20 protein-coding genes are annotated in these 24,393 nt (G+C 65.3%); 12 read left to right on the top strand and 8 right to left on the bottom strand.

Features of this window, described 5'->3' with window-relative positions:
* Window position 1: 1 nt before the first annotated feature.
* The 4 genes from prfB to ACVMDN_RS15620 form a co-directional block, all read right to left on the bottom strand.
* A protein-coding gene (gene prfB / locus ACVMDN_RS15635; RefSeq protein WP_141342568.1) for a peptide chain release factor 2 occupies window positions 2–1,133 on the bottom strand; the annotation gives its coding sequence in 2 pieces (ribosomal slippage) (window positions 2–1,063 and window positions 1,065–1,133; 1,131 coding nt in all).
* 106 nt (window positions 1,134–1,239) lie between these two features.
* Window positions 1,240–3,741 (bottom strand): penicillin-binding protein 1A, encoded by a 2,502-nt coding sequence (locus tag ACVMDN_RS15630; RefSeq protein WP_028332239.1) that lies wholly within the window; start codon window positions 3,739–3,741, stop codon window positions 1,240–1,242.
* Between the two features lie 237 nt (window positions 3,742–3,978).
* Window positions 3,979–5,289, bottom strand: a complete 1,311-nt coding sequence (locus tag ACVMDN_RS15625; RefSeq protein WP_057020002.1) for an N-acetylmuramoyl-L-alanine amidase — start codon at window positions 5,287–5,289, stop codon at window positions 3,979–3,981.
* Between the two features lie 615 nt (window positions 5,290–5,904).
* Window positions 5,905–6,636 (bottom strand): hypothetical protein, encoded by a 732-nt coding sequence (locus ACVMDN_RS15620; RefSeq protein WP_283812361.1) that lies wholly within the window; start codon window positions 6,634–6,636, stop codon window positions 5,905–5,907.
* Window positions 6,637–6,657: 21 nt separating this feature from the next.
* Between ACVMDN_RS15620 and ACVMDN_RS15615 the strand changes: the two genes are divergently transcribed.
* Both ACVMDN_RS15615 and ACVMDN_RS15610 read left to right on the top strand, forming a co-directional pair.
* Complete coding sequence (locus tag ACVMDN_RS15615) at window positions 6,658–9,174, top strand: Rne/Rng family ribonuclease (RefSeq protein ID WP_456816150.1); 2,517 nt, start codon at window positions 6,658–6,660, stop codon at window positions 9,172–9,174.
* Window positions 9,175–9,280: 106 nt separating this feature from the next.
* Window positions 9,281–10,513, top strand: a complete 1,233-nt coding sequence (locus ACVMDN_RS15610) for an NAD(P)/FAD-dependent oxidoreductase (RefSeq protein ID WP_141342716.1) — start codon at window positions 9,281–9,283, stop codon at window positions 10,511–10,513.
* A gap of 10 nt (window positions 10,514–10,523) precedes the next feature.
* On the opposite strand, the gene ACVMDN_RS15605 is transcribed toward ACVMDN_RS15610, so the two are convergent.
* Together ACVMDN_RS15605 and ACVMDN_RS15600 are read right to left on the bottom strand one after the other, a co-directional pair.
* Window positions 10,524–11,858 carry a dicarboxylate/amino acid:cation symporter gene (locus ACVMDN_RS15605; RefSeq protein WP_057020000.1) on the bottom strand — a complete coding sequence of 445 codons (1,335 nt, stop codon included), beginning with the start codon at window positions 11,856–11,858 and terminating at the stop codon, window positions 10,524–10,526.
* Between the two features lie 219 nt (window positions 11,859–12,077).
* On the bottom strand, window positions 12,078–13,265 hold the full coding sequence (locus ACVMDN_RS15600; protein WP_057019999.1) for a pyridoxal phosphate-dependent aminotransferase: 1,188 nt from the start codon (window positions 13,263–13,265) through the stop codon (window positions 12,078–12,080).
* Between the two features lie 227 nt (window positions 13,266–13,492).
* Between ACVMDN_RS15600 and ACVMDN_RS15595 the strand changes: the two genes are divergently transcribed.
* The 10 genes from ACVMDN_RS15595 (at window position 13,493) to ACVMDN_RS15550 (ending at window position 23,713) form a co-directional block, all read left to right on the top strand.
* Complete coding sequence (locus ACVMDN_RS15595) at window positions 13,493–14,899, top strand: M48 family metalloprotease (protein WP_057019998.1); 1,407 nt, start codon at window positions 13,493–13,495, stop codon at window positions 14,897–14,899.
* An 87-nt stretch (window positions 14,900–14,986) separates the two neighbouring features.
* Window positions 14,987–15,754: a DsbA family protein gene (locus ACVMDN_RS15590; RefSeq protein WP_057019997.1), complete on the top strand. Its 768-nt coding sequence runs from the start codon at window positions 14,987–14,989 to the stop codon at window positions 15,752–15,754.
* Between the two features lie 391 nt (window positions 15,755–16,145).
* Window positions 16,146–16,964 carry a DUF1236 domain-containing protein gene (locus ACVMDN_RS15585; protein WP_057019995.1) on the top strand — a complete coding sequence of 273 codons (819 nt, stop codon included), beginning with the start codon at window positions 16,146–16,148 and terminating at the stop codon, window positions 16,962–16,964.
* A 337-nt stretch (window positions 16,965–17,301) separates the two neighbouring features.
* Window positions 17,302–17,775 carry a type II 3-dehydroquinate dehydratase gene (gene aroQ / locus ACVMDN_RS15580; RefSeq protein WP_057019994.1) on the top strand — a complete coding sequence of 158 codons (474 nt, stop codon included), beginning with the start codon at window positions 17,302–17,304 and terminating at the stop codon, window positions 17,773–17,775.
* Between the two features lie 52 nt (window positions 17,776–17,827).
* Window positions 17,828–18,325: an acetyl-CoA carboxylase biotin carboxyl carrier protein gene (gene accB, locus ACVMDN_RS15575; RefSeq protein WP_141342713.1), complete on the top strand. Its 498-nt coding sequence runs from the start codon at window positions 17,828–17,830 to the stop codon at window positions 18,323–18,325.
* Window positions 18,326–18,349: 24 nt separating this feature from the next.
* On the top strand, window positions 18,350–19,708 hold the full coding sequence (gene accC / locus ACVMDN_RS15570; RefSeq protein ID WP_028344933.1) for an acetyl-CoA carboxylase biotin carboxylase subunit: 1,359 nt from the start codon (window positions 18,350–18,352) through the stop codon (window positions 19,706–19,708).
* Window positions 19,709–19,807: 99 nt separating this feature from the next.
* The gene (locus tag ACVMDN_RS15565) at window positions 19,808–21,337 is read left to right on the top strand and encodes a sensor histidine kinase (RefSeq protein ID WP_246786695.1); all 1,530 of its coding nucleotides are present in this window, start codon (window positions 19,808–19,810) and stop codon (window positions 21,335–21,337) included.
* On the top strand, window positions 21,334–21,774 hold the full coding sequence (locus tag ACVMDN_RS15560) for a response regulator (RefSeq protein ID WP_057019991.1): 441 nt from the start codon (window positions 21,334–21,336) through the stop codon (window positions 21,772–21,774). Before ACVMDN_RS15565 ends, ACVMDN_RS15560 begins: the two co-directional genes overlap by 4 nt.
* A complete protein-coding gene (locus ACVMDN_RS15555; protein ID WP_076832255.1) occupies window positions 21,771–22,862 on the top strand; it encodes a sensor histidine kinase in 1,092 nt (363 codons plus the stop codon). The genes ACVMDN_RS15560 and ACVMDN_RS15555 overlap by 4 nt, the downstream gene beginning before the upstream one ends.
* Before the next feature lie 158 nt (window positions 22,863–23,020).
* Window positions 23,021–23,713, top strand: coding sequence for a hypothetical protein (locus ACVMDN_RS15550; protein WP_456835110.1), 693 nt, complete (start codon window positions 23,021–23,023; stop codon window positions 23,711–23,713).
* Window positions 23,714–23,738: 25 nt separating this feature from the next.
* On the opposite strand, the gene ACVMDN_RS15545 is transcribed toward ACVMDN_RS15550, so the two are convergent.
* The gene (locus ACVMDN_RS15545; protein WP_229191252.1) at window positions 23,739–24,065 is read right to left on the bottom strand and encodes a BA14K family protein; all 327 of its coding nucleotides are present in this window, start codon (window positions 24,063–24,065) and stop codon (window positions 23,739–23,741) included.
* An 11-nt stretch (window positions 24,066–24,076) separates the two neighbouring features.
* Window positions 24,077–24,385, bottom strand: a complete 309-nt coding sequence (locus ACVMDN_RS15540) for a hypothetical protein (RefSeq protein WP_141342709.1) — start codon at window positions 24,383–24,385, stop codon at window positions 24,077–24,079.
* Window positions 24,386–24,393: the final 8 nt, after the last annotated feature.

Here is a 24,393-nt window from a genome sequence, read left to right as displayed (position 1 = left end):
GCTAATCCACATCCTCAACGGAACCGGGCCCGGTGCCGAAGGCACGCTGCGCCAAGGTCGCCGCCATGAATTCATCGAGGTCGCCATCGAGCACCCCCGACGTGTCGGAGGTCTGCACACCGGTGCGCAGGTCCTTCACCATCTGATAGGGCTGCAACACATAGGAGCGGATCTGGTGACCCCAGCCGATGTCGGTCTTGGCGGCCTGATCGGCGGCAGCCTGCTCCTCGCGCTTCTTCAGCTCGATCTCGTAGAGCCGCGCGCGCAGCATGTCCCAGGCCTGCGCCCGGTTCTTGTGCTGGGAGCGGCCGGCCTGGCAGACCACCGCGATGCCGGTCGGGATGTGCGTCAGGCGCACCGCCGACTCGGTCTTGTTGACGTGCTGACCGCCGGCGCCGCCCGACCGCATGGTGTCGGTGCGGACATCGGACTCCTTGATCTCGATCTTGATGGAGTCGTCGATCACCGGGAAGATCTGCACCGACGAGAACGAGGTGTGCCGCCGCGCGTTGGAATCGAACGGCGAGATGCGCACCAGGCGATGCACGCCGGCCTCGGTCTTCAGCCAGCCATAGGCGTTGTGGCCGCTGATCTGGATGGTGGCGGACTTGATGCCGGCCTCTTCACCCTGGGATTCTTCGAGGAACTCGATCTTGAAGCCGTGCTTCTCCGCCCAGCGCGTGTACATGCGCAGCAGCATCTGCGCCCAGTCCTGGCTCTCGGTGCCGCCGGCGCCGGCATGGACTTCGAGATAGGAATCGAACTTGTCGGCCTCGCCCGACAGCAGCGCCTCCAGCTCGCGCCGGGCGACCTCCTTCTTGAGATCCTTGAGCGCCTTCTCGGCCTCGGCGACCACGCCCTCATCGTTCTCGGCCTCGCCGAGCTCGATCATGCCGATATTGTCCTCGAGCTCGCGCTCGACCTTGCCGATGCCTGAGAGCGCGTCCTCCAGTGAGGTACGCTCCTGCATCAGCCGCTGGGCCTTCTGGGGATCGTTCCAGAGATTGGGGTCTTCTGCGAGCTTGTTCAGCTCAGCGAGGCGTGCCGTCGATTGTTCGACGTCAAAGATGCCTCCTCAGCAGCCCGACTGACTGCTTGATCTCTTCAACAAGGCGTTCGATTTCCGCGCGCATGGTCTTTCAGGTGTTGGCTAAAAAGGTTCCGGGGGATGTAGCGACCGGCGCGGCAAAGCGCAATCGACTTGGCCGCACTATCCCGGCGATTTGGCCGGACAGGCCGCTAGTAAAGCCCCCCGGTTCCCGGACGCATGAAGAAGCCGCCATCCGGCTGCGCCCCATTCTGCGACGGCTGCGGGCCAGGCGCAGGGCCGCGCCCATCGGCATCGGCGACGCCGATGACCGAATAGTTCTCCGGCGGCGCGGTGCCCGGCTTGAAGGCTTCGAGGATGGTGTTGCCGCCGTCGCCGGGACCGGCGCGCATGCCGGTCTTGGCGTCGACGCGGATCAGCTTGATGCCGGCCGGAACCTTGAACGGCGTCGGCGGCTTGTCGGCGAGCGCAAGCTTGAGGAAGTCGCGGGCGATCGGCGCTGCGACGTGGCCGCCGGTGGCGGCGCGGCCGAGATTGCGCGGCTTGTCGTAGCCCATGTAAACGCCGACTGCGAGATCCGGCGAGAAGCCGACGAACCAGACGTCCTTCTCGTCGTTGGTGGTGCCGGTCTTGCCGGCGATCGGCTTGCCGACCTCCTTCACGACGGTCGCGGTGCCGCGCTGGACCACACCTTCCATCATCTCGGTGATCTGGTAGGCGGTCATCGGGTCGAGCACCTGCTCGCGGCGGTCGACCAGCTGCGGCTCCGGCTGGCTCTTCCAGCCCCCGGGCGCGTCGCAGCCGCGGCATTCGCGGGTGTCGTGCTTGAAAATGGTATGCCCGTAGCGATCCTGGATGCGATCGATCAGCGTCGGCTTCACCCGGCGGCCGCCATTGGCGAACATCGAATAGGCCGTGACCATGCGCATCACGGTCGTCTCGCCGGCACCCAGCGCATACGACAGATAGTTCGGCAATTCGTCATAGACGCCAAAGCGCTTGGCGTATTCGCCGACCAGCGGCATGCCGATGTCCTGCGCGAGCCGCACCGTCACGGTGTTGAGCGAGCGCTGCAACGCGTTGCGCAGCGTGGTCGGGCCGTAATATTTGCCGGTCGAATAGTTTTCCGGACGCCACACGCCGGCGCCCTGCCCCTGATCGATCTCGATCGGCGCGTCGATCACGGTGGTCGACGGCGTATAGCCATTGTCCAGCGCCGACGAGTACACGATCGGCTTGAACGACGAACCCGGCTGCCGGTAGGCTTGCGTCGCGCGGTTGAACTGGCTCTGGTCGAACGAGAAGCCGCCGACCATCGCGAGCACGCGGCCGGTCCACGGATCCATCGCCACCATGGCGCCGGACACTTCAGGCAATTGCCGCAGGCGATACTGGCCTTCGACCGCGTTGCCGTCCTTGGTCACCAGCGGATCGGCGTAGATCACGTCGCCCGGCTGCAGCACCTGCGAAACGGCGCTCGGCGCCTTGCCCTTGGTCTTGGCCCAACGTACGCCGTCCATCGTGATGATGCCGGTCTGCCGCTCCTTGCTGACCGCGCCGCCGAGTTCGCGGCCCGGCTGGAAGCCGATCCGCGCCGACTGATCGCTGGTCTCGAGCACGACAGCCATCCGCCACGGCGAGATGTCGGAGAGCGACTTCACGTCGGCAAGCTTGACGCCCCAGTCACCGGAAATGTCGAGCTTGTGCAGCGCCCCGCGCCAACCCTGCGCCTCGTCGTAATTGACGAGCCCCGCGACCATGGTCTTGCGCGCCATCACCTGGATCTTGGGATCGAGCGTGGTGCGCACCGACAGACCACCCTCGTAGAGCTTCTTTTCGCCGTAGCGCTCGAAGATGTCGCGGCGGACCTCCTCGGCGAAATATTCGCCGGCGAAGATATGCGCGCCGTTCGAGCGGCTGGTGACGTTGAGCGGGTCCTTGCGCGCCTTGTCGGCGTCGGCCTGCTTGATCCAGCCGTTCTCCAGCAGACGATCGATCACATAATTGCGGCGCTCGATCGCGCGGTCGCGGTTGCGCACCGGATGCAGCGCCGCCGGCGCTTTCGGCAGCGCGGCGAGATAGGACGCCTCCGCAATCGTCAGCTCGTTGACCGACTTGTCGAAATAGACCAGCGACGCCGCCGCGATGCCGTAGGCACCGAGGCCGAGATAGATTTCGTTCAGATAGAGCTCGAGGATGCGGTCCTTGGAATAGGCGCGCTCGATGCGCATCGCCAGCAAGGCTTCCTTGATCTTGCGGCTGAACGAGACCTCGTTAGTGAGCAGGAAGTTCTTCGCGACCTGCTGGGTGATGGTCGAGGCGCCCTGCGGGCGACGGTTCGAGCCGTAGTTCTGCGCATAAAGGATCGCAGCGCGCGCCATGCCCTGATAGTCGATGCCGCCGTGCTCGTAGAAGTTCTTGTCTTCGGCGGCGAGGAAGGCGTTGATCACGAGCTTCGGCACCGCCTGGATCGGCAGATAGAGCCGGCGCTCCTTGGAGTATTCGCCAAGCAGCGCGCCGTCGGCGGCATGCACGCGGGTCATCACCGGCGGCTCATAGTCCTGCAGCTGCGAGTAGTCGGGCAGATCCTTGGAGAAATGCCAGATGGCGCCAGCGACGGCGGCGACACCGACCAGGAACACGACGGTTCCGGCGGCGAACAAGAAACCCATAAACCGCACGAGCAGGCGCATTATCGACGTTCCGTTCCTACCCTCCGGCGCTCAGTCGTCAGAAGCGCCTGTCCAAAAGTGCGAAAGCCTCACACAACGAAGCTTTGGCCCAGCGAGCCACCTTGCGCACGCGAGTATACAAGAGCCGCCGGACAATATGGTCGATTCTGCGGACCTGCGGTCCATTGTCTATACCGTCGCGGCTGTGGCCAAACTAGGGCTTCGGCGCAACGGCCCCGGCTTTTCAGCGAGCCGATTTCACTTTGCCGACCCGGCAGTTGCCAGCCGTTTGGCGAAGAACGTGTCGATCGCCTGCACCATCGAGCCGACCGCCTTGTTCCGCCAGCTCTCCGAGACCAGGTGCTCGAGGTCCCCCTTGTTGGAGACGTAGCCGATCTCGACCAGCACGGACGGCACGTCGGGCGCCTTCAGCACCCGGAAGCCGGCCGATTTGAGCGGATGCTTGTGCATCCGCACCGTGGTCTTCATCTCGTCCATCAGAAGACGGGCGAAGCGATTGGAAAACGTCTTGGTTTCACGCTGCGCGAGGTCGATCAGGATGTCGGCGACCTCGGTCGGTTCGTCGGTCAGGTTCACCCCGCCGATGGCGTCGGCCTTGTTTTCCGCCTCCGCCAGCCGTTCGGCCTCGGCGTCGGAGGCCTTGTCCGACACCGTGTAGATCGTGGCGCCCTGGGCATCGCCCTCGCGGCGCGGCAGGGCGTCGGCGTGGATCGAGACGAACAGCGCCGCGGACTGGGAGCGCGCGATCTTCACCCGATCGTTGAGCGGGATGAAGGTGTCGTCGGACCGCGTCATGACCACCCGATACTTGCCCGACTTCTCGATCCGGTCGCGCAGGGCAAGGCCAAAGCCGAGCACCAGGTTCTTCTCGGTCTGGTCGCCGGATTGCGTGCCGTTGTCGATGCCGCCGTGACCGGGATCGATCACGATCAGCGGGCGCGCGTCGGTGACCGCGACCGGCGGCAGCGCCGCCGAGGTGACGGCCGGAATGGTGGCGGTGGTGGATTCGGAAATCGCCGGTTTCGATTCGGGCCGGCTCGCGGGCGCCAGCGACTGCACGAAGCTGGTGCGGTCGACCTCCTCGAAGTCCAGCACAAGCCGCGGCGGCTGGCCGTTGGCGGCGTCGAGCACGTAGGAATTCGCGATCTTCACCGGTCCGGTCAGGTCGAACACGATCCGCGAGCCGCCGGGCATCACGAGGCCATAGCGGAACGCCTTCACCAGGCCCCGCCCCGCCGAGCCGGTGCCGGCCGCGAGCTGAAAATCGACCTGCGGGATATCGACCACGACGCGGTAGGGGTCAGCCAGCGGGAAGGCGCGAAATTCGATCTTGCGGTCGAGGTCGAGGATGAATCGGGTCTGCTTGGCGTCGCCGGCGAGCCTGGCGCCGGATGCGACCGGGAAATTCGGGGAGCTCGCGGCCGGCGCAGGCGGGCTGTTCTGCGGGCCCTCAGCGGCGCTCGGGGCGCCGGCAATGGCAAACACCGATGTTGCGGCGCAAAATAGCCCGCATCCCAGAAAAACAAGGTGTTTTGCGCGGTTCGCCACCCGATTCGTAGCCTCCCAGCTGCTTCTTACCGCATTAGAACCACACGGTTAATCGCCCCCTAATGACGCTCCGGCGAAAAGAACCGAGTGTTGCGGCGGCGTGACGCTTCCCTTGCACGCGGCGGTCAATCCACGTATGTACGAGGTGCTGACGGCTAGTACTCCCGGTTGTGTCGCGTTCAGCCTCCCGGTGCAGCGGTGGAACCTTCCTGATCGAAGATCCCGCCGTGTTTTTCCGGTCCCTCCCCAGCCAGCGCCGCGCGCGGCTGACACGGAGTGGCGGATTCAAGCCCGAGCGGCGTCCGGTCCCAGGCACACTCCCTCGCCAGAGGGACGGTTTGAGACAAGGCATAACCGATTATCCGGTCCCTTGGGGCCTCGATATGCGATGGCCGGCAGGCGCTTCGGCGCCAGACGGGGCTTTCAGCAAAAGATACGGCGGTATTTTTCGCCGCCAACATGTTTAGACGGGCCGACGCTTAATGCGCCAGACTGCATTGCCGACCAGGATCCCCCGAATGATCGCGCTGACGCGAGGTGAAAACTTCGCCCGTCGCATCATCCCGGTGAGTTCCCGTCCGGCGCTGCGCCGCGAGATGCGTTTCGGCCTTCCCCTCACCCCCGAATCAGGTGGACCGTCGCGTCACCGGGCGGCGCAGTTTGCGCGCGCCATGATCCGCGCCCGCCGCCGTCAAGAGCTCCAAAATGCCCAACAAGATGTTGATCGATGCCACCCACCCGGAAGAGACCCGGGTCGTCGTGGTCCGTGGCAATCGCGTCGAAGAGTTTGATTTCGAGACCGCCCAGCGCAAACAGCTGCGCGGCAACATTTATCTCGCCAAGGTTACGCGCGTAGAGCCGTCGCTGCAGGCCGCCTTCATCGAGTATGGCGGCAACCGGCATGGCTTCCTGGCCTTCAGCGAAATCCATCCCGACTATTACCAGATCCCGGTCGCCGACCGTCAGGCGCTGATCGAGGCCGACGAGCGCGCCCATCGCGAGGCCGAGGAAGAGCACGAGAACCGCGGCCATCGCCGCCGGTCGCGCCATCGCAATGCCCGTCGCCGCGGCCATGGCGAGCGCGTCCAGAGCGAGGTGATCGAGGGCGCGAACGACACCCAGGCGCTGCCCACCATCGAGGCCCACGAACATCCCGTCGATGCCGAGCATCATGAACATGATGCCGGGCACCAGGATCACGGCGTGGTCGCCCACGAAGGCCACGAGCATGAGGCGCATGATCATGCGCATCACGAGGACCATGAGCATCACCATGATCATGACCACGACGATCATGGCGACCACGATCATGGTCACGACGACCATCACGACCACGATCATGCCCATGATCACGACCACGCCCCCGAGGTGAGCGAGGCGGCGGTTGCCGACGCCCCCTCCGACCCCGTCGTTGCGGTGGTCGAAGCCTCCGCCGCGTCGGCCGCGCCCGAGACCGTCGAGACGGTCGAGGTCAATCATGAGCCCGAGCGCGCCCATGAGGAGCAGATCGAGGAAAACGCCGCGCATGCCGACGACGCGCCGCATGTGGCTTCCGACGAGGTTCACGCCGATGAGCACGCGGTCGCCGAATATGGCGCGCTCGCCGAGGTGGTCGCGCCCGAGACCGGGCCTGGCGACGAGGCCGGCGAAGATGACGAAGAGGATGACGGCGAGGAAGGCGAGGAAGAGGACGTCGTCGAGTCGGTCGGCGGCGACGACGTGCTCGAGGAGGTTCCGGAGCGCCCGTTCCGTCCGCGCCGCCAGTACAAGATCCAGGAAGTGATCAAGCGCCGGCAGGTGATGCTGGTGCAGGTCGTCAAGGAAGAGCGCGGCAACAAGGGCGCCGCGCTGACCACCTATCTGTCGCTCGCCGGCCGCTACGCCGTGCTGATGCCCAACACCGCGCGCGGCGGCGGCATCAGCCGCAAGATCACCTCCGCCCAGGACCGTTCGCGGCTGAAGGAAGTGGTGCAGGATCTCGACGTGCCCGAGGGCATGGGGATCATCCTGCGCACCGCCGGCGCCTCCCGCAGCAAGCCGGAGATCAAGCGCGACTTCGAATATCTGATCCGGATGTGGGAAACGGTGCGCGACCTGACGCTGAAGTCGCAGGCGCCGACGCTGGTCTACGAGGAAGGTTCGCTGATCAAGCGCTCGCTCCGCGACCTCTACAACAAGGAGATCGACGAGATCCAGGTGGCCGGCGAAGCCGGCTACCGTGAAGCGCGCGACTTCATGAAGATGCTGATGCCGGCCAATGTGCGCGCGGTGAAGCAGTATCGCGACGGTCAGCCGCTGTTCTCGCGCATGGGCGTCGAAAGCCAGCTCGACGCAATGTTCTCGCCGACCGTGCAATTGCGCTCCGGCGGCTACATCGTGATCAACCAGACCGAGGCGCTGGTCTCGATCGACGTCAACTCCGGCCGCGCCACGCGCGAGCACCATATCGAGGACACCGCGCTCAAGACCAATCTGGAAGCGGCGGAAGAAGTCGCGCGCCAATTGCGCCTGCGTGACCTCGCCGGCCTGATCGTCATCGACTTCATCGACATGGACGAGAAGCGCAACAACCGCGCGGTCGAGCGCAAGCTGTCCGACTGCCTGCGCCAGGACCGTGCGCGGATCCAGGTCGGCCGCATCTCGCATTTCGGCCTCTTGGAAATGTCGCGCCAGCGCATCCGCGCCAGCGTGCTCGAAAGTTCGACGGAGCCCTGCCCGCAATGCGGCGGAAGCGGTCACGTCCGTTCGGTCTCGTCGGTGGCGCTGCAGCTGTTGCGCGGCATCGAGGAAATCCTGATGAAGGGCGCGACCCACAATCTGGTAGTCCGCACCCGCACCGACGTCGCGCTCTACGTGCTCAACCACAAGCGCGGCCATCTGCGCGACCTCGAAGACTCCTTCCGGGTTTCGCTGTCGATCGTCGCGGACGCCACGGTGCATGGCCAGCAGTCCTACATTATCGACCGCGGCGAGCAGGTGCATACGCTCGAAGCCGCCAAGGCGCTGCTCGCTGCGCAGGCTGCCGCTGCGCCGGCCCAGGCCGAAGAGGCCGATGACGAGGAAGAACTGTTCGAATACGAGGCCGAGCTCGAAACCGACGAGACCGAGGGCCTCGCCGACGAGCGGGCGGCCGGCGATGAATCGGGCTCCGCCGAGGGCGAAGGCGACGGTCAGCGCCGCAAGCGGCGCCGCCGGCGCCGCGGCCGCGGTGGCGGCAGCGAGGCGCGTGAAGGCGCCCAGCAGCCGCGCGAGGACGGCGATCTCATGCATGTCCTGCCCGAAGGCACCGAGGCGGTTGCCGCCGCCGATGCCGAAGGTGATGAGGACGAAGGCGACGAGCAGCAGAGCGCTGCCCGCGACGACCAGGCCGGCAATGGCGATCGCCGTCCGCGGCGCCGCGGACGCCGTGGCGGCCGCCGCCGGCGCGGCAGTGGCGGACCGGATGACGGTCTCGCCGGATCGATCTCCGATGAGTTGAGCCCGGCGGCGACGTCGGAGGCCTCCGACGCAGTCGCCGATTTCGATAGTCATGACGCGGAGCCGGCTCCCTCGCTGGCGCAGCCCGAATTGGTCGCCGAGCCGCCGGAGTGGCAGCCGACCGAGGTCGCCCCCGTCGAGCCGGTCGCGGCACCCGAGCCCGAAACTGCCGCGGCGTCTGCCGCCGAGGACACTGCCGAAGGCGACCGCGCGCAGCGTCGCCGCTCGACGGTGCGCGAAAAGGTCAACTTCGCATCGAGCCCGCAGCCCGAGGCATCAGCGGCGCTGGTTCAAAGCCCGGCGGAGGAAGCTGCCCCTGAGCCGGCCGCGGCTGCTCCAGAGCCGGCTGCGGCCGAGGCTCCGGCCCGCAAGGGCTGGTGGTCGCGCCGCTTCGGCGGCGGCAACTAGCACCACCTGCAAGTCAAAACGCCCGGCTCGCGCCGGGCGTTTTTATTGAACAGGCAATCCGTTCGTCAGATGCCGGCGCAACGGAGCCTGACGGAGACGGATCCCAATGCAAAGCGCGATCGTTCTTGGCGGCGGCATGGTGGGTGTCAGCACGGCGCTGCATCTGCAGCGCCGCGGCTGGTCGGTGACGCTCGTCGACCGCAAGGAACCGGGCCGCGAAACCAGCTACGGCAATGCCGGCATCATTCAGAGCGAAGCGGTTCGGCCCTACCCGATGCCGCGCGATCCCGCCATCCTCGCCCGGATCGCGATGGGGCGCACCAACGACGTGCGCTACCGCCTGGCGTCGCTGCCGCAGCATGCCGGCCCGCTGCTGCGCTATTGGTGGAACTCGACGCCCGAGCGGCACCGCGAAGCCACCATCGCGTGGGCGCGCCTGATCGCCTACGCCACCGCGGAGCACGACACGCTGATCCGCGACGCCCATGCCGACAATCTGATCCGCCGCGCCGGCTATCGCCTGCTGCATCGCGACCCGGCCGCGCTGGAGCAGGCCATTGCAATCGCCGAGGAGAACCAGCGCGACTTCGGCGTGACGTTTCGCGTGCTTGATGGCCGCGAGCTCGCCGAGGCGGAACCGTTGCTGCGCGACGACCTGCCCGGCGCCATTCACTGGCTTGGGCCCTGGACCGTGTCGGACCCCGGCGGACTTGTTTCCGCCTATGCCGGACTGTTCGAACGTCTCGGCGGCACGCTGCTGCGCGGCGATGCGCAGACGCTGACGCAGACGACGTCCGGCTGGTCGGTCGACACCAGTGGCGGCCGGATCGATGCCGCCCACGTTGTGGTCACGCTCGGCCCGTGGTCACCGCAATTGCTGCGCAAGTTCGGCTACCGGATCCCGCTAGTACGCAAGCGCGGCTACCACATGCACTACCAGGGCGGCCGCTCGCTCGACCTGCCGCTGGTCGACACTGCAAATGGCTACGCGATGGCGCCGATGGCCAAGGGCATCCGCATCACCACCGGCGCGGAGCTGACCAGTCCCGACGCACCGGCGACGCCGATCCAGCTCGGCTACGCCGAAGCGGCGGCGCGCGAGCTGATCGAGATCGGCAGCCGCGTCGAGCCCGAACCGTGGTTCGGCACCCGCCCCTGCACAACCGACATGCTGCCGGTGCTCGGGCCGGTGCCGCGGCATCGCGGGCTGTGGGTGAATTTCGGCCACGGCCATCAGGGCTTCACGCTCGGCCCCGCGACCGCGCGGGTGCTGGCCGAAACGATGAACGGCGAGGCATCCGCGGTGGACACCTCGCCGTATCGGCTGGACCGGTTCTAACTAAGGAGAACTAGTCCGTCGTCAACGCGGTCTCCATGTCGGTTGGGTCGACCTGTTTGGCGAGATTGGCATTGAGCTTGTCGCGGTCGAGCTCACCCTCCCACCAGGCGACGATCACGCAAGCCACGCCGTTGCCGCACAGATTGGTCAGCGCGCGGCACTCGCTCATGAACTTGTCGATGCCGAGCACGATCGCCATGCCCGGCACCAGCCGCGGATCGACCACCGCAAGCGTCGCCGCCAAGGTGATGAAGCCGGCGCCGGTGATGCCGGAGGCGCCCTTCGAGGTCAGCATCGCCACGATCAGGATGGTGATCTGCTGGCTGAAGGTGAGATCGAAGCCCAGCGCCTGTGCGATGAACAGGGTCGCCAGCGTCATGTAGATGTTGGTGCCGTCGAGGTTGAACGAATAGCCCGTGGGCACCACGAGGCCGACCACCGATTTCGAGCAGCCGAGCCGTTCGAGCTTCTCCATCAATGACGGCAGCGCGCTCTCGGAGGACGAGGTGCCGAGCACGATCAATAGCTCGTCCTTGATGTAGGCCAGGAACTTGAAGATCGAGAACCCCGCGATCCGCGCGATGATGCCGAGCACCACGAACACGAACAGCGCGGCGGTCAGATAGAATGTCGCGATCAGCCCCATCAGGTTGAGGATCGCGCCGGTGCCGAACTTGCCGATGGTGAAGGCCATCGCGCCGAACGCGCCGATCGGCGCCGCCCGCATCACGATCGAGATGACGCCGAACACGGCGTGCGCGGCGTCGTCGATGAACGAGCGGATGGTGTGGCCGCGCTCGCCGAGGCCCATGATCGCGAAGCCGAACAGCACCGAGAACAGCAGCACCTGCAGGATCTCGCCCTGCGCGAATGCACCGACCACGGTGTCCGGAATGATGTGCAGCACGAAGTCGACGCTCTTCTGCGCCTCCGCCTGCTTGGCATAGCCGGCAACCGCCTGCGCGTTCGCCGCCGCATTGCCGAAGCCGGCACCGGGCCTGACCAGATTGCCGACGAGCAATCCGATCACCAGCGCGAAGGTCGAGACGACCTCGAAATACACCAGCGCCTTGACACCGATGCGGCCGACCTTCTTGGCATCTTGTATATGGGCGATGCCCGATACCACGGTGCAGAAGATGATCGGCGCGATCACCATCTTGATCAGCTTGATGAAGCCGTCACCGAGCGCCTTGATCCACTCGTTGGTGGCAAGGCCCGGCCACAACCAGCCGACCAATGCGCCGAGCACGATCGCGATCAGGACCTGGACATAGAGAACTTTATACCACGGCTTGCTGCCGGCGCTCGCCGGCGCAGCCGTGACAACGGTTGCCGTTGCCATGTGTCACTCCCCCTCAGAAATGGCGGAAACAGCCAAGATCAACTTGGCGGTTCAAGTCAAATGGAACTGTGTGGGCCCTGCCGCTTATCCGCGATGATCCGCCCGCCACAGTGCCGGCGAAACCACGGCACTGCGCTGCGAAACCGATCCGAAAGGCAAAGCGAACGCCGGAAGGCTCTTGATGGCTCTTGGAGTTTGAAGGCTCCTGGAGTTCGCGGGCTATTTAAGCCAATGCGCGATCCGTGCAACTGCTTCCTGCATCTCCGCGGCCGAGCGTGCATAGGAAAAACGGATGAAGGCGCGGCCGTGGATCGGATCGAAATCGACGCCGGGGGTCGCCGCGACATGCGCCTTCTCGAGCATCTCGCTGGCGAAGGCGAAGCTGTCGGAGGTGAAGTCGGAGACGTCGGCATAGAGGTAGAACGCGCCGTCAGCGGGAAGGAATTTGGTCAGGCCGGCCTTCGGCAGCCCTTCGATCAGGATGCGGCGGTTCTCCTGATAGCCGCGCTTGATCGCCTCCATCTCCTCGCGGCCTTCGAACGCCGCTTCGGCCGCGATCTGCGACAGGGTCGGCACCGAGATCGACAGGTTCTGCTGCAGCCGCTCGATCGGCCGCACCAGCACGTCGGGCACCACCATCCAGCCGACACGCCAGCCGGTCATGCAGAAGTACTTCGAGAACGAGTTGATCACGAGCGCGTTCGGCGACAGCTCTGCGGCCGTCACCGCAGGAAACGCATAGTCGAGCCCGTGATAGATCTCGTCGGAGATGAAGCGGATGCCCGCGCTGTCGGCGGCCGCCATCAGGGTCGACAGCGCCTCGCGCGACATCATGGTGCCGGTCGGGTTGGCGGGGCTGCCGACCAGCACGCCCTTCAGCGGCGCCTTGCGATGGGCGGCGAGCAGCGCCTCGCCGGTCAGGGCATGGCGGGTGTCGCCGGAGGTTTCGATCAGCACCGGCTCGCAGCCCAGCGCGGTCAGGATATGCCGGTACGGCGGATAGCCCGGCACGGTCACGGCGACCCGGTCGCCCGGCTCGAACATCGCAAGAAACGCCAGGATGAATCCACCCGACGAGCCGGTCGTGACGATGATGCGCTCAGCGTCTACCGCGCAACCATACGTGTCGCTGTAGTGCCGGGCGATGCGTGCGCGCAGCGAGGGAACGCCGAGTGCCGAGGTGTAGTCGATCCGCCCGTCCGCAAGCGCGGCCTGCGCGGCCGCGATCGCCGGCTTCGGCGCGCCTGCGGCAGGCTGCCCCACCTCCATATGGATGACATGGCCGCCGGCGGCCTCGATTCGCGCGGCCGCCGCCATCACGTCCATCACCATGAACGGCGGAACATCGCTCCGTCCGGACGCTGTCAACAGGCTGCCTACACGGTCTCTCGGTGTCGCTTCACGCATGGATTTCTGCTATTGCACGGCCGCTGCCGAATTCGGGTTCCCGTTACCGGCTGCCGCCCCAGACTGGCCGCATTCGGTGGCTCCTTATAACGCTTTCAGGCCTAGTGAATACCCGGTTCGCGTGAAGAAGAACTGCAAAAACAACAGACTGCGCCACGCGCCTGATCCGGTCGGGCCCGGAACACGGACTTGTGCCGGCGCGTCCAGTCATCGCCGATAGATCGCCCATGCTGTTCCGCCTCGCGCTTCGCACCAGGACCTTCAAGCTGACCGCGCTCATGACCGCGGTTGCGCTCGCGGTCGGCCCCGTGGTCCCTGCGCGAGCCCAGCAAAAAGGCCCGCCGGTGCTGCGCGACACCGAGTCCGAGCAGCTGTTGCGCGAATACACAAGGCCGATCCTGCGCGCCGCCGGTCTGGAGAAGCAGAACATCCAGATCGTGATCATCAACGACGGCTCGTTCAACGCCTTCGTCGCCGACGGCCGGCGCATCTTCGTCAATTACGGCGCGCTGCTGCAATCGGAGACGCCGAACCAGATCATCGGCGTGCTGGCGCACGAGACCGGCCACCTCGCCGGCGGCCATCTCGCCAAGATGCGCGAGCAGCTGGCGCAGGCCCAGACCCAGATGATCATCGCGATGCTGCTCGGCGTCGGCGCGCTTGCCGCGGGTGCGGGCGGCCGCGGCGGCGGCAATGGTCTCTCCAGCGCCGGCGCCGCGGCGATCTCGGCGCCGCAAGCGGTCATTCAGCGCACGCTATTGTCCTATCAACGCCAGCAGGAAGAGAACGCCGACCGCGCCGGCGTCAAGTTCCTGAATGCGACCGGACAATCCGCCAAGGGCATGTACGAGACGTTCAAGCGCTTCACCGACGAGAGCCTGTTCGCCTCGCGCGGGGCTGACCCTTATCTGCAGTCGCATCCGATGCCGGTCGATCGCGTCTCCGCGCTACAGGAACTGGCGCGCTCCAGCCCCTATTGGGACAAGAAGGACGATCCGGCGCTGCAGCTGCGCCACGACATGATGCGCGCCAAGATCTCGGGCTTCATGGAGCGGCAGGACACGGTCTACCGCCGCTATCCGCTGTCCAACACCAGCCTGCCGGCGCGCTATGCACGCGCGATCACGACCTATCTGCACGGCGATCTGCGCTCGGCGATCGCGCAGATCGACGGCTTGATCCAGGTGCAGCCCAACAATCCCTATTTCCATGAATTGCGCGGCCAGGCGCTGCTCGAAGGCGGCCGGCCGGCCGAAGCCATCGCGCCGCTGCGCCGCGCAGTGCAGCTCTCCAGCAATTCGCCGTTGATCGAGATGCTGCTCGGCCAGGCGCTGGTCGCCTCGGACAACAAGGCCTACACCGACGAGGCGATCAACATGCTGCGTGCCGCGGTGGCGCGCGAGCCAGAGGCGCCGCTCGGCTATACCCAGCTCGCGATGGCCTATGGCCGCAAGGGCGACTATGCCCAGGCCGACCTCGCCTCGGCGCAGGCCGCCTATCTCCGCGGCGACACCAAGACCGCCCGCGATCTTGCGTCACGCGCCAAGACGCGGTTCGCGATCGGCACGCCCGGCTGGGTCAAAGCTGACGACATTGTGAGCGCCAAGCCCATGCCGGGTCAGAAAAACAACTAGAAATAAACCGTAGTTCCATACAACGATCACCTAAACCGGCTCACGGCCCCGCCGTTTTTTTGAGCCACCGCGAACAAGGATTTTGTCATGCCAGCGCTTCGTTTTCTTGCCCCTGCCCTGCTCGCGCTCGGCGTTTGCGCCGCGCCGCTTCCGGCGTCCGCGCAGAGCTTCACCGACACCCAGCGCGGCGACATCGAGACCATCGTGCGCAACTATCTGATCGCGCACCCGGAGGTGCTCGAGGAGGCGATGAACGAGCTGAGCAAGCGGCAGGCCGCCGCCGAAGCCGAGAAGCATGAGCAGAGCGTCGCCAAGAACGCCGACACCATCTTCAATTCGCCGCGCGGCGTCATGCTCGGCAACAAGGACGGCGACGTCACCTTCGTCGAGTTCTTCGACTACAATTGCGGCTACTGCAAGCGCGCGATGTCCGACATGCTCGATTTGATGAAGGCGGATTCGAAGCTGAAGGTCGTGCTGAAGGAATTCCCGGTGCTGAGCCAAGGCTCGGTCGAGGCCGCGCAGGTCGCGGTCGCCGTGCGCATGCAGGATCCGACCGGCAAGAAGTATCTCGATTTCCACCAGAAGCTGCTCGGCGGCCGCGGCGCCGCCGACAAGGCGCGCGCGCTGGCGGTCGCCAAGGAGGTCGGTCTCGACATGGCGAAACTCGAGAAGGATATGGCGAGCCCCGAGGTGAAGGCGACCATCGAGGAGAACTTCCGCCTTGCCGAATCCATGGGCATGAACGGCACGCCGAGCTACGTGATCGGCAAGCAGGTCGTGATCGGCGCCGTCGGCGTCGACAACCTCAAGGAAAAGATCGGCATCGCCCGCTGCGGCAAGGCGACCTGCTGATCGCCGCTCCGACAGCGCTCATCGCGTACAAGATCCGGCTGCGATGCAGCCGGATTTTTTGTGGCCGCCACCGAACCGATTCCGCGCGGGTCGCAACCAAGGGCCGTCACCAACGACGCAAGTCGCGCGAGGCCGAAAATATAGCGCGACCTAATCTCGAGATCGAAGAGCATTTCGGCGGCTTCAATTTCGGCGGCGGCAACGGCCAGCTCGATCATGCGGGCGCGGAGTTCGACTGGGCCTGCGGTTGAAGCAGCCGCGCATTCATCTCGCGCGTTCATCGCGCATTCACCTCAAGAACAAACCGCAAGGAACCGCAAATCAACAGGAACATCGCACATGCTCTCCCGTTGTCGGCGCGGGCAATGCTGAAAAACGAGGAGGAATTGCGATGTCTAACCGCTTTCTGATTTCGGTCGCGGCGGCGGCTTTGATCGCCGGCACCGGTTTCGCGAACGCACAGGGCGCCGGCGGCGCCAACAAGGAAACCGGGGCCGGTGGTGGTGCGACCACGCAGCAGTCTGCACCGTCCGGTGGTGCGTCATCGGGCACCATGCAGCATGACAAGAGCGGCATGAAGGGTTCCGAGCATTCGACGACCGGTGAGTCGAGCACCAAGGGTGCGGAGTCCGACAAGTCCGGCACGGCCACCAAGGGCGCGCAGGACAGTACCCAAAAGTCGAAGGGCATGAGCTCGGAGAACGAAGCGACCAAGGGCTCCAAGGAGGGCTCGAAGGACATGAAGGCCGAAGGTCGCGACAAGAGCGGCAACATGAAAGCCGAGGAGCGTGACAAGAGCGGCAAGATGAACGCCGAGGGCCGCGACAAGAGCGGTGCCGGTGCCACGACCAACCAGAACGCTCAGACCAAGAGCCCGGCCGACCCCAACCGCGCGCAGACCAACGACACGAGCCGCACGCAGACCACGACCGGTAACGCGGCAACGTCGGCCACCGCGGCTCCGCCGGCCGAGAAGCGCAGCCAGATCACGACCGCGATCAAGTCGGAGCACGTGACCGAAGCCACCAACGTCAACTTTAACGTGTCGGTCGGCACCCGCGTTCCGGCTGACGTTCACTTCTACCCGGTGCCGGAGCGGGTCGTGACGATCTACCCGCAGTGGCGCGGCTATCAGTTCATCCTGGTCAAGGGCCGCTACGTGATCGTGCAGCCTGAGACCCATGAGATCGTCTACATCATCGAGGGCTAAACCGGCCTCGGTGCGAGGGCGCCCAAACGGGCCCTCGCCTTCATCTCGACCCCGCCCCCTTCGGGGCGGGGTCTTGCTTTCGGCCGCACCCCGCATCACGCAGTGGATGGCGGGCCGGAGCGCCCGCCAAGGGCAGCTTCCGCAAGATTTGGTTAATCAGCATTTTCCGCAGGTTAGGACAGTCATCTAACAGGGTGGAGGAAGTTGTTGAAGACGTTCTGATTTCACCTAAAGACTTCCCCTTCGGCCGGTTGTTACCTATAACCCGGCCCACTCCACCCCTTGTCGGACCCCCTCTCGGAACCTTTGGCCGGAACTCTTGGCAGGAAACTCTGGAATGGCTGCTGCCGGAACGATCTATGTGCTGAACGGCCCGAACCTCAATCTGCTGGGGACGCGCGAGCCGGAGACCTACGGCCATGCCACCCTCGCCGATGTCGAGAAGCTGTGCGCGGACACCGCGCGCCAGTTCGGGCTGAGCGCCGACTGCCGGCAGTCCAACCGCGAGGGCGAACTGATCGACTTCATCCATGAGGCCCACGCCAAGAAGGCGGTCGGCATCATCATCAACGCCGGTGGCTACTCTCATACCTCGATCGCGCTGCATGACGCGCTGATCGCGGTCAAGATCCCCGCGGTCGAAGTTCACGTCAGCAACATCCACGCCCGCGAAAGCTTCCGACACCACTCGTTCACTGCTAAAGCCGCCTTCGCGTCACTTTGCGGCTTCGGCATCGACGGCTACCGGCTTGCGATCATCGGCCTCGCCACCAGGATCGGCGTCAAGATCGACGCCAAGCCAAAGACTTAATCGTCAATCCTGACGTTCCCCGTCACCAGACAAAGATTTTGGATCACAGAGCATGGCGCGCCAGCCAGACGACAAATCAACCGCAAAAAAGAACGACTCCAAGAGCGACGACAGCGCCCTCATTCGCGAACTCGCGCTGCTGCTTGCGGAAACCAATCTGACCGAGATCGAGATCGAGCGTGCCGGCCTGCGTGTCCGCGTCGCGCGCAACATCAGCATCGCGGCCTCGGTGCCCGCCGCCTCCGTGACGGGCGTTGCCGCACCGGCCGCCATTGCCGTCCCGGTGGCTGCGGCTGCGACCGATCTCGCCAAGCACCCGGGCGCCGTGCCGTCGCCGATGGTCGGCACCGCCTATTGGGCGCCCGAGCCGGGCGCCAAGCCGTTCATTGAAGTCGGCACCAAGGTCTCCGCCGGCCAGACGCTTCTGATCATCGAGGCGATGAAGACGATGAACCAGATCCCGTCGCCGCGCGCGGGCACCGTGACGCAGATTCTCGTCGAGGACGGCCAGCCGGTCGAATTCGGCGAGCCGCTCGTCATCATTGAATAGCTTCCGTCAACACCAGGCGCTGCGATGTTCGACAAGATCCTCATAGCCAATCGCGGCGAGATCGCGCTTCGCGTGCTGCGCGCCTGCAAGGAGCTCGGCATCTCGACCGTCGCGGTGCATTCCACCGCCGACGCCGACGCCATGCATGTGCGGCTCGCCGACGAGAGCGTGTGCATTGGCCCGCCGCCGTCGAAGGATTCCTATCTCAACGTGCCGGCGCTGCTCGCGGCCTGCGAGATCACCGGCGCCGACGCCGTGCATCCCGGCTACGGCTTCCTGTCTGAGAACGCGCGCTTCGCCGAGATCCTCGCCGACCACAATCTGGGCTTCATCGGACCGAAGGCCGAGCACATCCGCCTGATGGGCGACAAGATCGAAGCCAAGAAGACCGCCAAGCGCCTCGGCATTCCCGTGGTGCCCGGCTCGGACGGCGCGGTGACCTCGGAGGCCGACGCGCTCGCGATCGGCAGAGACATCGGATTCCCGGTGCTGGTCAAGGCGGCGGCCGGCGGCGGCGGCCGCGGCATGAAGGTCGCCCATACCGAGGCTGACCTCGCGCTCGCGCTCTCGACCGCGGCCAACGAGGCCAAGTCGGCGTTCGGCGACGCCTCGGTCTACCTGGAGAAATACCTGCAGAAGCCGCGCCACATCGAGATCCAGATTCTCGGCGACGGCCGCGGCGGCGCCATCCATCTCGGCGAGCGCGACTGCTCGCTGCAACGCCGTCACCAGAAGGTCTGGGAGGAAGGCCCCTCGCCCGTGCTCGCGGCGGCGGCGCGCGCCAGGATCGGCGAGACCTGCGCCAAGGCGATGCGGGACATGAAATATCTCGGCGTCGGCACCATCGAATTCCTCTACGAGGACGGCGAGTTCTATTTCATCGAAATGAACACGCGCATCCAGGTCGAGCATCCCGTCACCGAAAGCATCACCGATATCGATCTCGTGCTGGAGCAGATCCGGATCGCCGCCGGCGGCGACCTTCCGGCCAAACAGGACGACATCGCGATCATCGGCCACGCCATCGAGTGCCGCATCAATGCGGAGAACCCGCAGACCTTCCGTCCCTCGCCCGGACGGATCACGCAATTCCATCCGCCTGGCGGCCTCGGCGTGCGGATCGATTCCGCCGTCTATCAGGGCTATGTGATCCCGCCCTATTACGACTCGCTGGTCGGCAAGCTGATCGTGCACGGCAAGACCCGCGGCGAATGCCTGATGCGGCTGCGCCGGGCGCTGGACGAGATGGTGGTCGACGGGATCGAGACGACGCTGCCGCTGTTCCGCGCGCTGGTGCGCGAGCCCGACATCATCGAGGGCGACTACCACATTCACTGGCTGGAGCAGTACCTCGCCGGCCAGCCATCCGACGCCGCAAAATAGTTCGGAACTCCGTGGAACCCAGCCCTTCCTCAAACGTACTATAGGGTTATTGGCTTTCCACGGGGACGCGTTGAATCCCACTCCCATAGCGAGATCGTCGTGACGCTCGTTTCACGACGCCGGTCGACGTTACAGATCCTCCTGCTATCGGCGGGATTTTTCGTGCTGGTCGCGGTCAGCGTGGCGTCCGTCCTGCTGGTCAACAAGGCGCGCGAGGACAACGCCTGGGTGATTCACACCGTCGAGACCGACAGCCAGATTGCCAACCTGCTGCTCGACATCAGGCGCGCCGAAAGCGCGACCAGGGCGTATCTGCTGACATCAGCACCACAATACCTGTCCGAGTACCAGTCCGCGGCAGCAGGAGTCCCGGCCGCGCTCAACCATCTCCAGATGATGACCGTGGATAATCCGGCGCAGGTTGCCAATGCCGCGAAGCTCAAGGCCGCCGTCGAGCAACGGCTGGCCGAGTTCGCGCTCAGCATCGAGCGCGTCAAGAACAACGACACGGCGACCAGCATCGACGTCCTGCGCAAGACCACATCGACCGATGCGGTCGAGGCGATCGTCCGGATCGCCCGCGACATCCGCACCGAGGAGGATCGTCTGCTGGTGCTGCGCACCGCGACGGCGGACAAGACCCAGGTGCTGGCCTCCTCCGTCACGATCGCCGGCTCCTGCATGGTGCTGGCGCTCGCCGCTCTCTCGGTGGTGCTGCTGCGGCGATCGTCGCGGGCGCGCGACGAGGCCGAGGCCAGGTTGCGCGACAGCAACGTCAATCTCGAAACCATCGTTGACGAGCGCACCTCCGACCTGCGCGAGGCCAACGAGGAAATCCAGCGCTTCGCCTATATCGTCAGCCACGATCTGCGCTCGCCGCTGGTCAACATCATGGGCTTCACCAGCGAGCTCGAGGAACTGCGCGGCGACATCTTCAAGCGGATCGCCACGCTCAATCGCGCCGCCTCGCTGGCGCCGGCGATGCCGGAAGACGCGACCGATGTGGCCGAGCCAGAGCTCGAAGGCTCCGACAAGCAGCTATCCGACGACTTCAATGAATCGCTCGGCTTCATCAAATCGTCGATCGCCAAGATGGATCGCCTGATCAGTGCGATCCTCAATCTCACCCGCGAGGGCCGCCGCGAGTTCAAGCCCGAACGCATCGATCTGTATGAGCTGATCGACGGCATCGTCAAGACGATGGCTCACCAGGCCGTCGAGGCCAACGCGACCGTCGAGGTCGGCGCGCTGCCCAATATCGTCAGCGACCGCCTCGCGCTGGAGCAGATCTTCTCCAATCTGATCGACAACGCCCTCAAGTACCTCAGGAACGGCGTTCCCGGCGAGATTTCGATCGAGGGCCGCACCAAGCTCGGCTTCGCGATCTTCGAGGTCACCGACAACGGCCGCGGCATCGATCCGAAGGACCACCAGCGCATCTTCGATTTGTTCCGTCGGGCCGGAACCCAGGACAAGCCCGGTCAGGGCATCGGGCTTGCCCATGTCCGCGCACTTGTGCGCAGACTGGGCGGCACCATGTCGGTAGCATCGGAACTTCACAACGGCAGCACCTTCACGATCACGCTGCCCATCAATTGGTCAGGCAAGAACCGGGACAAAGTGACATGAGTGATCCAGTCACCATCATCATGATCGAAGACGACGAGGGCCATGCCCGCCTGATTGAGCGGAATATCCGGCGCTCGGGTGTCAACAATGAGATCATCCCGTTCACCAACGGTACAGAGGCGGTCAACTACCTGTTCGGCAAGGATGGCAGCGCCGTCGAGCGCAAGGGCCAGGCCCTGCTGATCCTGCTCGATCTCAATCTGCCCGACATGACCGGCATCGATATTCTGAGGCGGGTCAAGGAGAACAAATATCTCAAGTCGACGCCGGTGGTCGTGCTGACCACGACCGACGACTCCCAGGAGATCAAGCGTTGCTACGAGCTGGGTTGCAACGTCTACATCACCAAGCCGGTGAACTACGAAAGCTTCGCCAACGCCATTCGTCAGCTTGGCCTGTTCTTTTCCGTGATTCAGGTGCCGCCGGCTGCCGTATGACCAGCGCAACGCCGACACTGCTCTACATCGACGACGACGCGGCGCTGGCGCGCCTCGTCGAACGCGGGCTGACGCGCGCAGGCTACAAGGTCGTGCACGCCGCAAGCGGCCAGGAAGGCCTCGATCGGCTCGCCCAGGGCGGCATCGACGTCGTCGCGCTCGATCAGTATATGCCCGGCCTCGACGGGCTGGAGACGCTGGAGCAGATCCTCAAGATACCGGACGCTCCGCCGGTGGTGTTCGTCACCGCGTCGCAGGATTCGGCGATCGCCGTCACCGCACTGAAGGCCGGCGCGGCGGACTATCTGGTCAAGGACGTCAGGGGCGAATTCATTCCCCTGCTCCAGGTCGCGGTGAACGGCGCGATCCGGCAGGCCGCGCTCCAGAAGGCGCGCGACGAAGCCGAGGCCGAGGTGCACGCCTCGCGCGACCGCTATGCCGCGCTCGCCGCGGAGCGTGAGGTTCTGCTCCGCGAGGTCAACCATCGCGTCGGCAATTCGCTGCAGATCATCGCCTCGTTGCTGCATCTGCAGGCCAACTCCGCAAGCCAGCAGGATGTGAAGGCCGCGCTCACCAACGCGATGGGGCGCGTCGCGGCCGTCGCACAGGTGCACCGCCGCCTCTACACCTCGCACGACTTCAAGACGGTGATGCTCAACCAGTATCTCGAGGCGCTGCTCGAGGATCTCCGGCGATCGGCCGAAGGCAACAAGATGTCGCGGCTGACCTTGAAGGCCGACCCGATCGAGATCGATCCCGACCGCGCGGTAGCGATTGGCATCATCGTCAACGAGCTGGTCATGAACGCCGTGAAATACGCCTATCCCGACGGCGCCGGCCCGATCCATGTCGAGCTGAAGCCGCAAGGCGACGATCTGCAGCTCGCGATCAGCGACGACGGGGTCGGCTTTTCCGATAAGGCCGATCCGCGCGGCACCGGCATGGGCCAGCGGATCGTCAGCGCGATGGCAGCCAAGCTCGATGCCAGCGTCGAGCGCGACCCCGGCCACAAGGGCACCCGCTTCGTGGTGCGGTTCGCCCGCGTCAGCCCGGCGCTCGACAAATCGACAAGCGCCGCCGCCAGCTAATGCCGCCAATTTCAGCAAATTCGATTGATTTGTCCGGTTCGCTTTAACGACTGCGTCATGCTGTTGATGAATCGCGGCGCGCCAAGCCTGACCGATTAAGGAAGTTCTGGGCGTCCCTTGCGATGCTTGTGCCGACTGCTTGGCAGGAGCGGCACGCGATGTTCGGGCGCAGGCCAATTTTTGGAAAGAAGCAAGAGACGACCCAAGAGACAAACTCGGGCGAGCTCAAGGAGACCGTGCGTCCGGCGCCGGGCGCCGAGGGCGCGACGCCGGCTTTTCACAAGCAGCAGTGGGATCACCCGCTGATCGGGTCGATGCTGCGCGATGCAGGCTTCGCGCCTGCTGACGAAGCCAGCATCGTGCCGACGGCAGACAATCGCCTTGCCGTGTTCGCGGCGGCCAACAAGCGATTGCAAGACCGCACCGAGACCTTCAACCGCGACATGACGGCGCGGCACGGCCACTGCCACGCGGTGCCGTTCCTGGTCATCGACCAGAAGATCTGGGATGGACCGCATGGCGCGTTTCTCTACGCGCAGATGGGGCTGATCGGCTACGACGAGTGGAACGTGATCATGCTGGCAGGAGATCCGCAGACCACGGCGTCATGCGGCCTCGCAGGCCATCCCGGCTTCCTTCCATCCGTGACGCAAGTCATGACCGAGCATGTGATCACGTGGAAGGCGCGGCACAACGCTCTGCTCGAGACGTACGGAATCACCACGACCGGTGGCCGGGATATCTCGCACGAACAATACGAGATGGAAAAGGACACCTTGCGCAACGAAATCATCGACAAGGCCGGCTGGATGAAGCTGCGCATCATCGACAAGCTCTTGCGCAAGGCCTAGAGGCATCAAGCCTTTGCGAAGCGCCTCACTCGTGCCTGCCGCGGTGCCGGCGTGCGCGGTGCGGACGGCAGTCCTGGCACGGCGCGCCAAACACAACCTGCGACGGATAGGGTCGCGCGGAATGCCACGGCGTCGAGCCGAACAGGCCGGCCGCACCGAACCCCGCGCTGAAGGGATCGGCCGCGAAATTGCCGGGGAAATAGCCGTTGCTGCGAAAATCCCGGTCGTCGTCCCTGCCGTCGAAATACGCGCCGCCGGCGCTGCCGTAGCGCAACGGCCGCTGCTGGGCCGATGCCGCGGCTACGCTGAGCGCGATGGCGGCGCAGGCGATCAATCCTCTCATGGCGATCATGGCCAGAACCCTCATTGCGGAAGGGTGCCCCAGTCGCCCTTCCAGGCGATCAGGCGTCCCTTGCCGAATTGCAGATAGAGCCCGTCGCTGCGCCTCGACAGCACGCTGCCCCTGACATTGGGCAGCGCGACGAACAATTCATTGCCCGGCGTGCCGCGCACGTAATTCAGGGGAACGCCGAGCGACCGGCTGGCCTGGTCGGCGCTCATGCCGAAGGCGAGCGGAACGCTGTTCGGTGGCCGCTGCTGCGCGCGGGACGCGCCGGTCGATGCGCCGAGCCCGATGACGAGGGCAACGAGGAGTGCCGCGAAACGCTGCATGGCTGACC

The sequence above is a fragment of the Bradyrhizobium sp. USDA 4510 genome (assembly GCF_054059095.1).
Note: the sequence above shows the minus strand (reverse complement) of the source record. Positions and strands in the feature narration are given on the sequence as shown.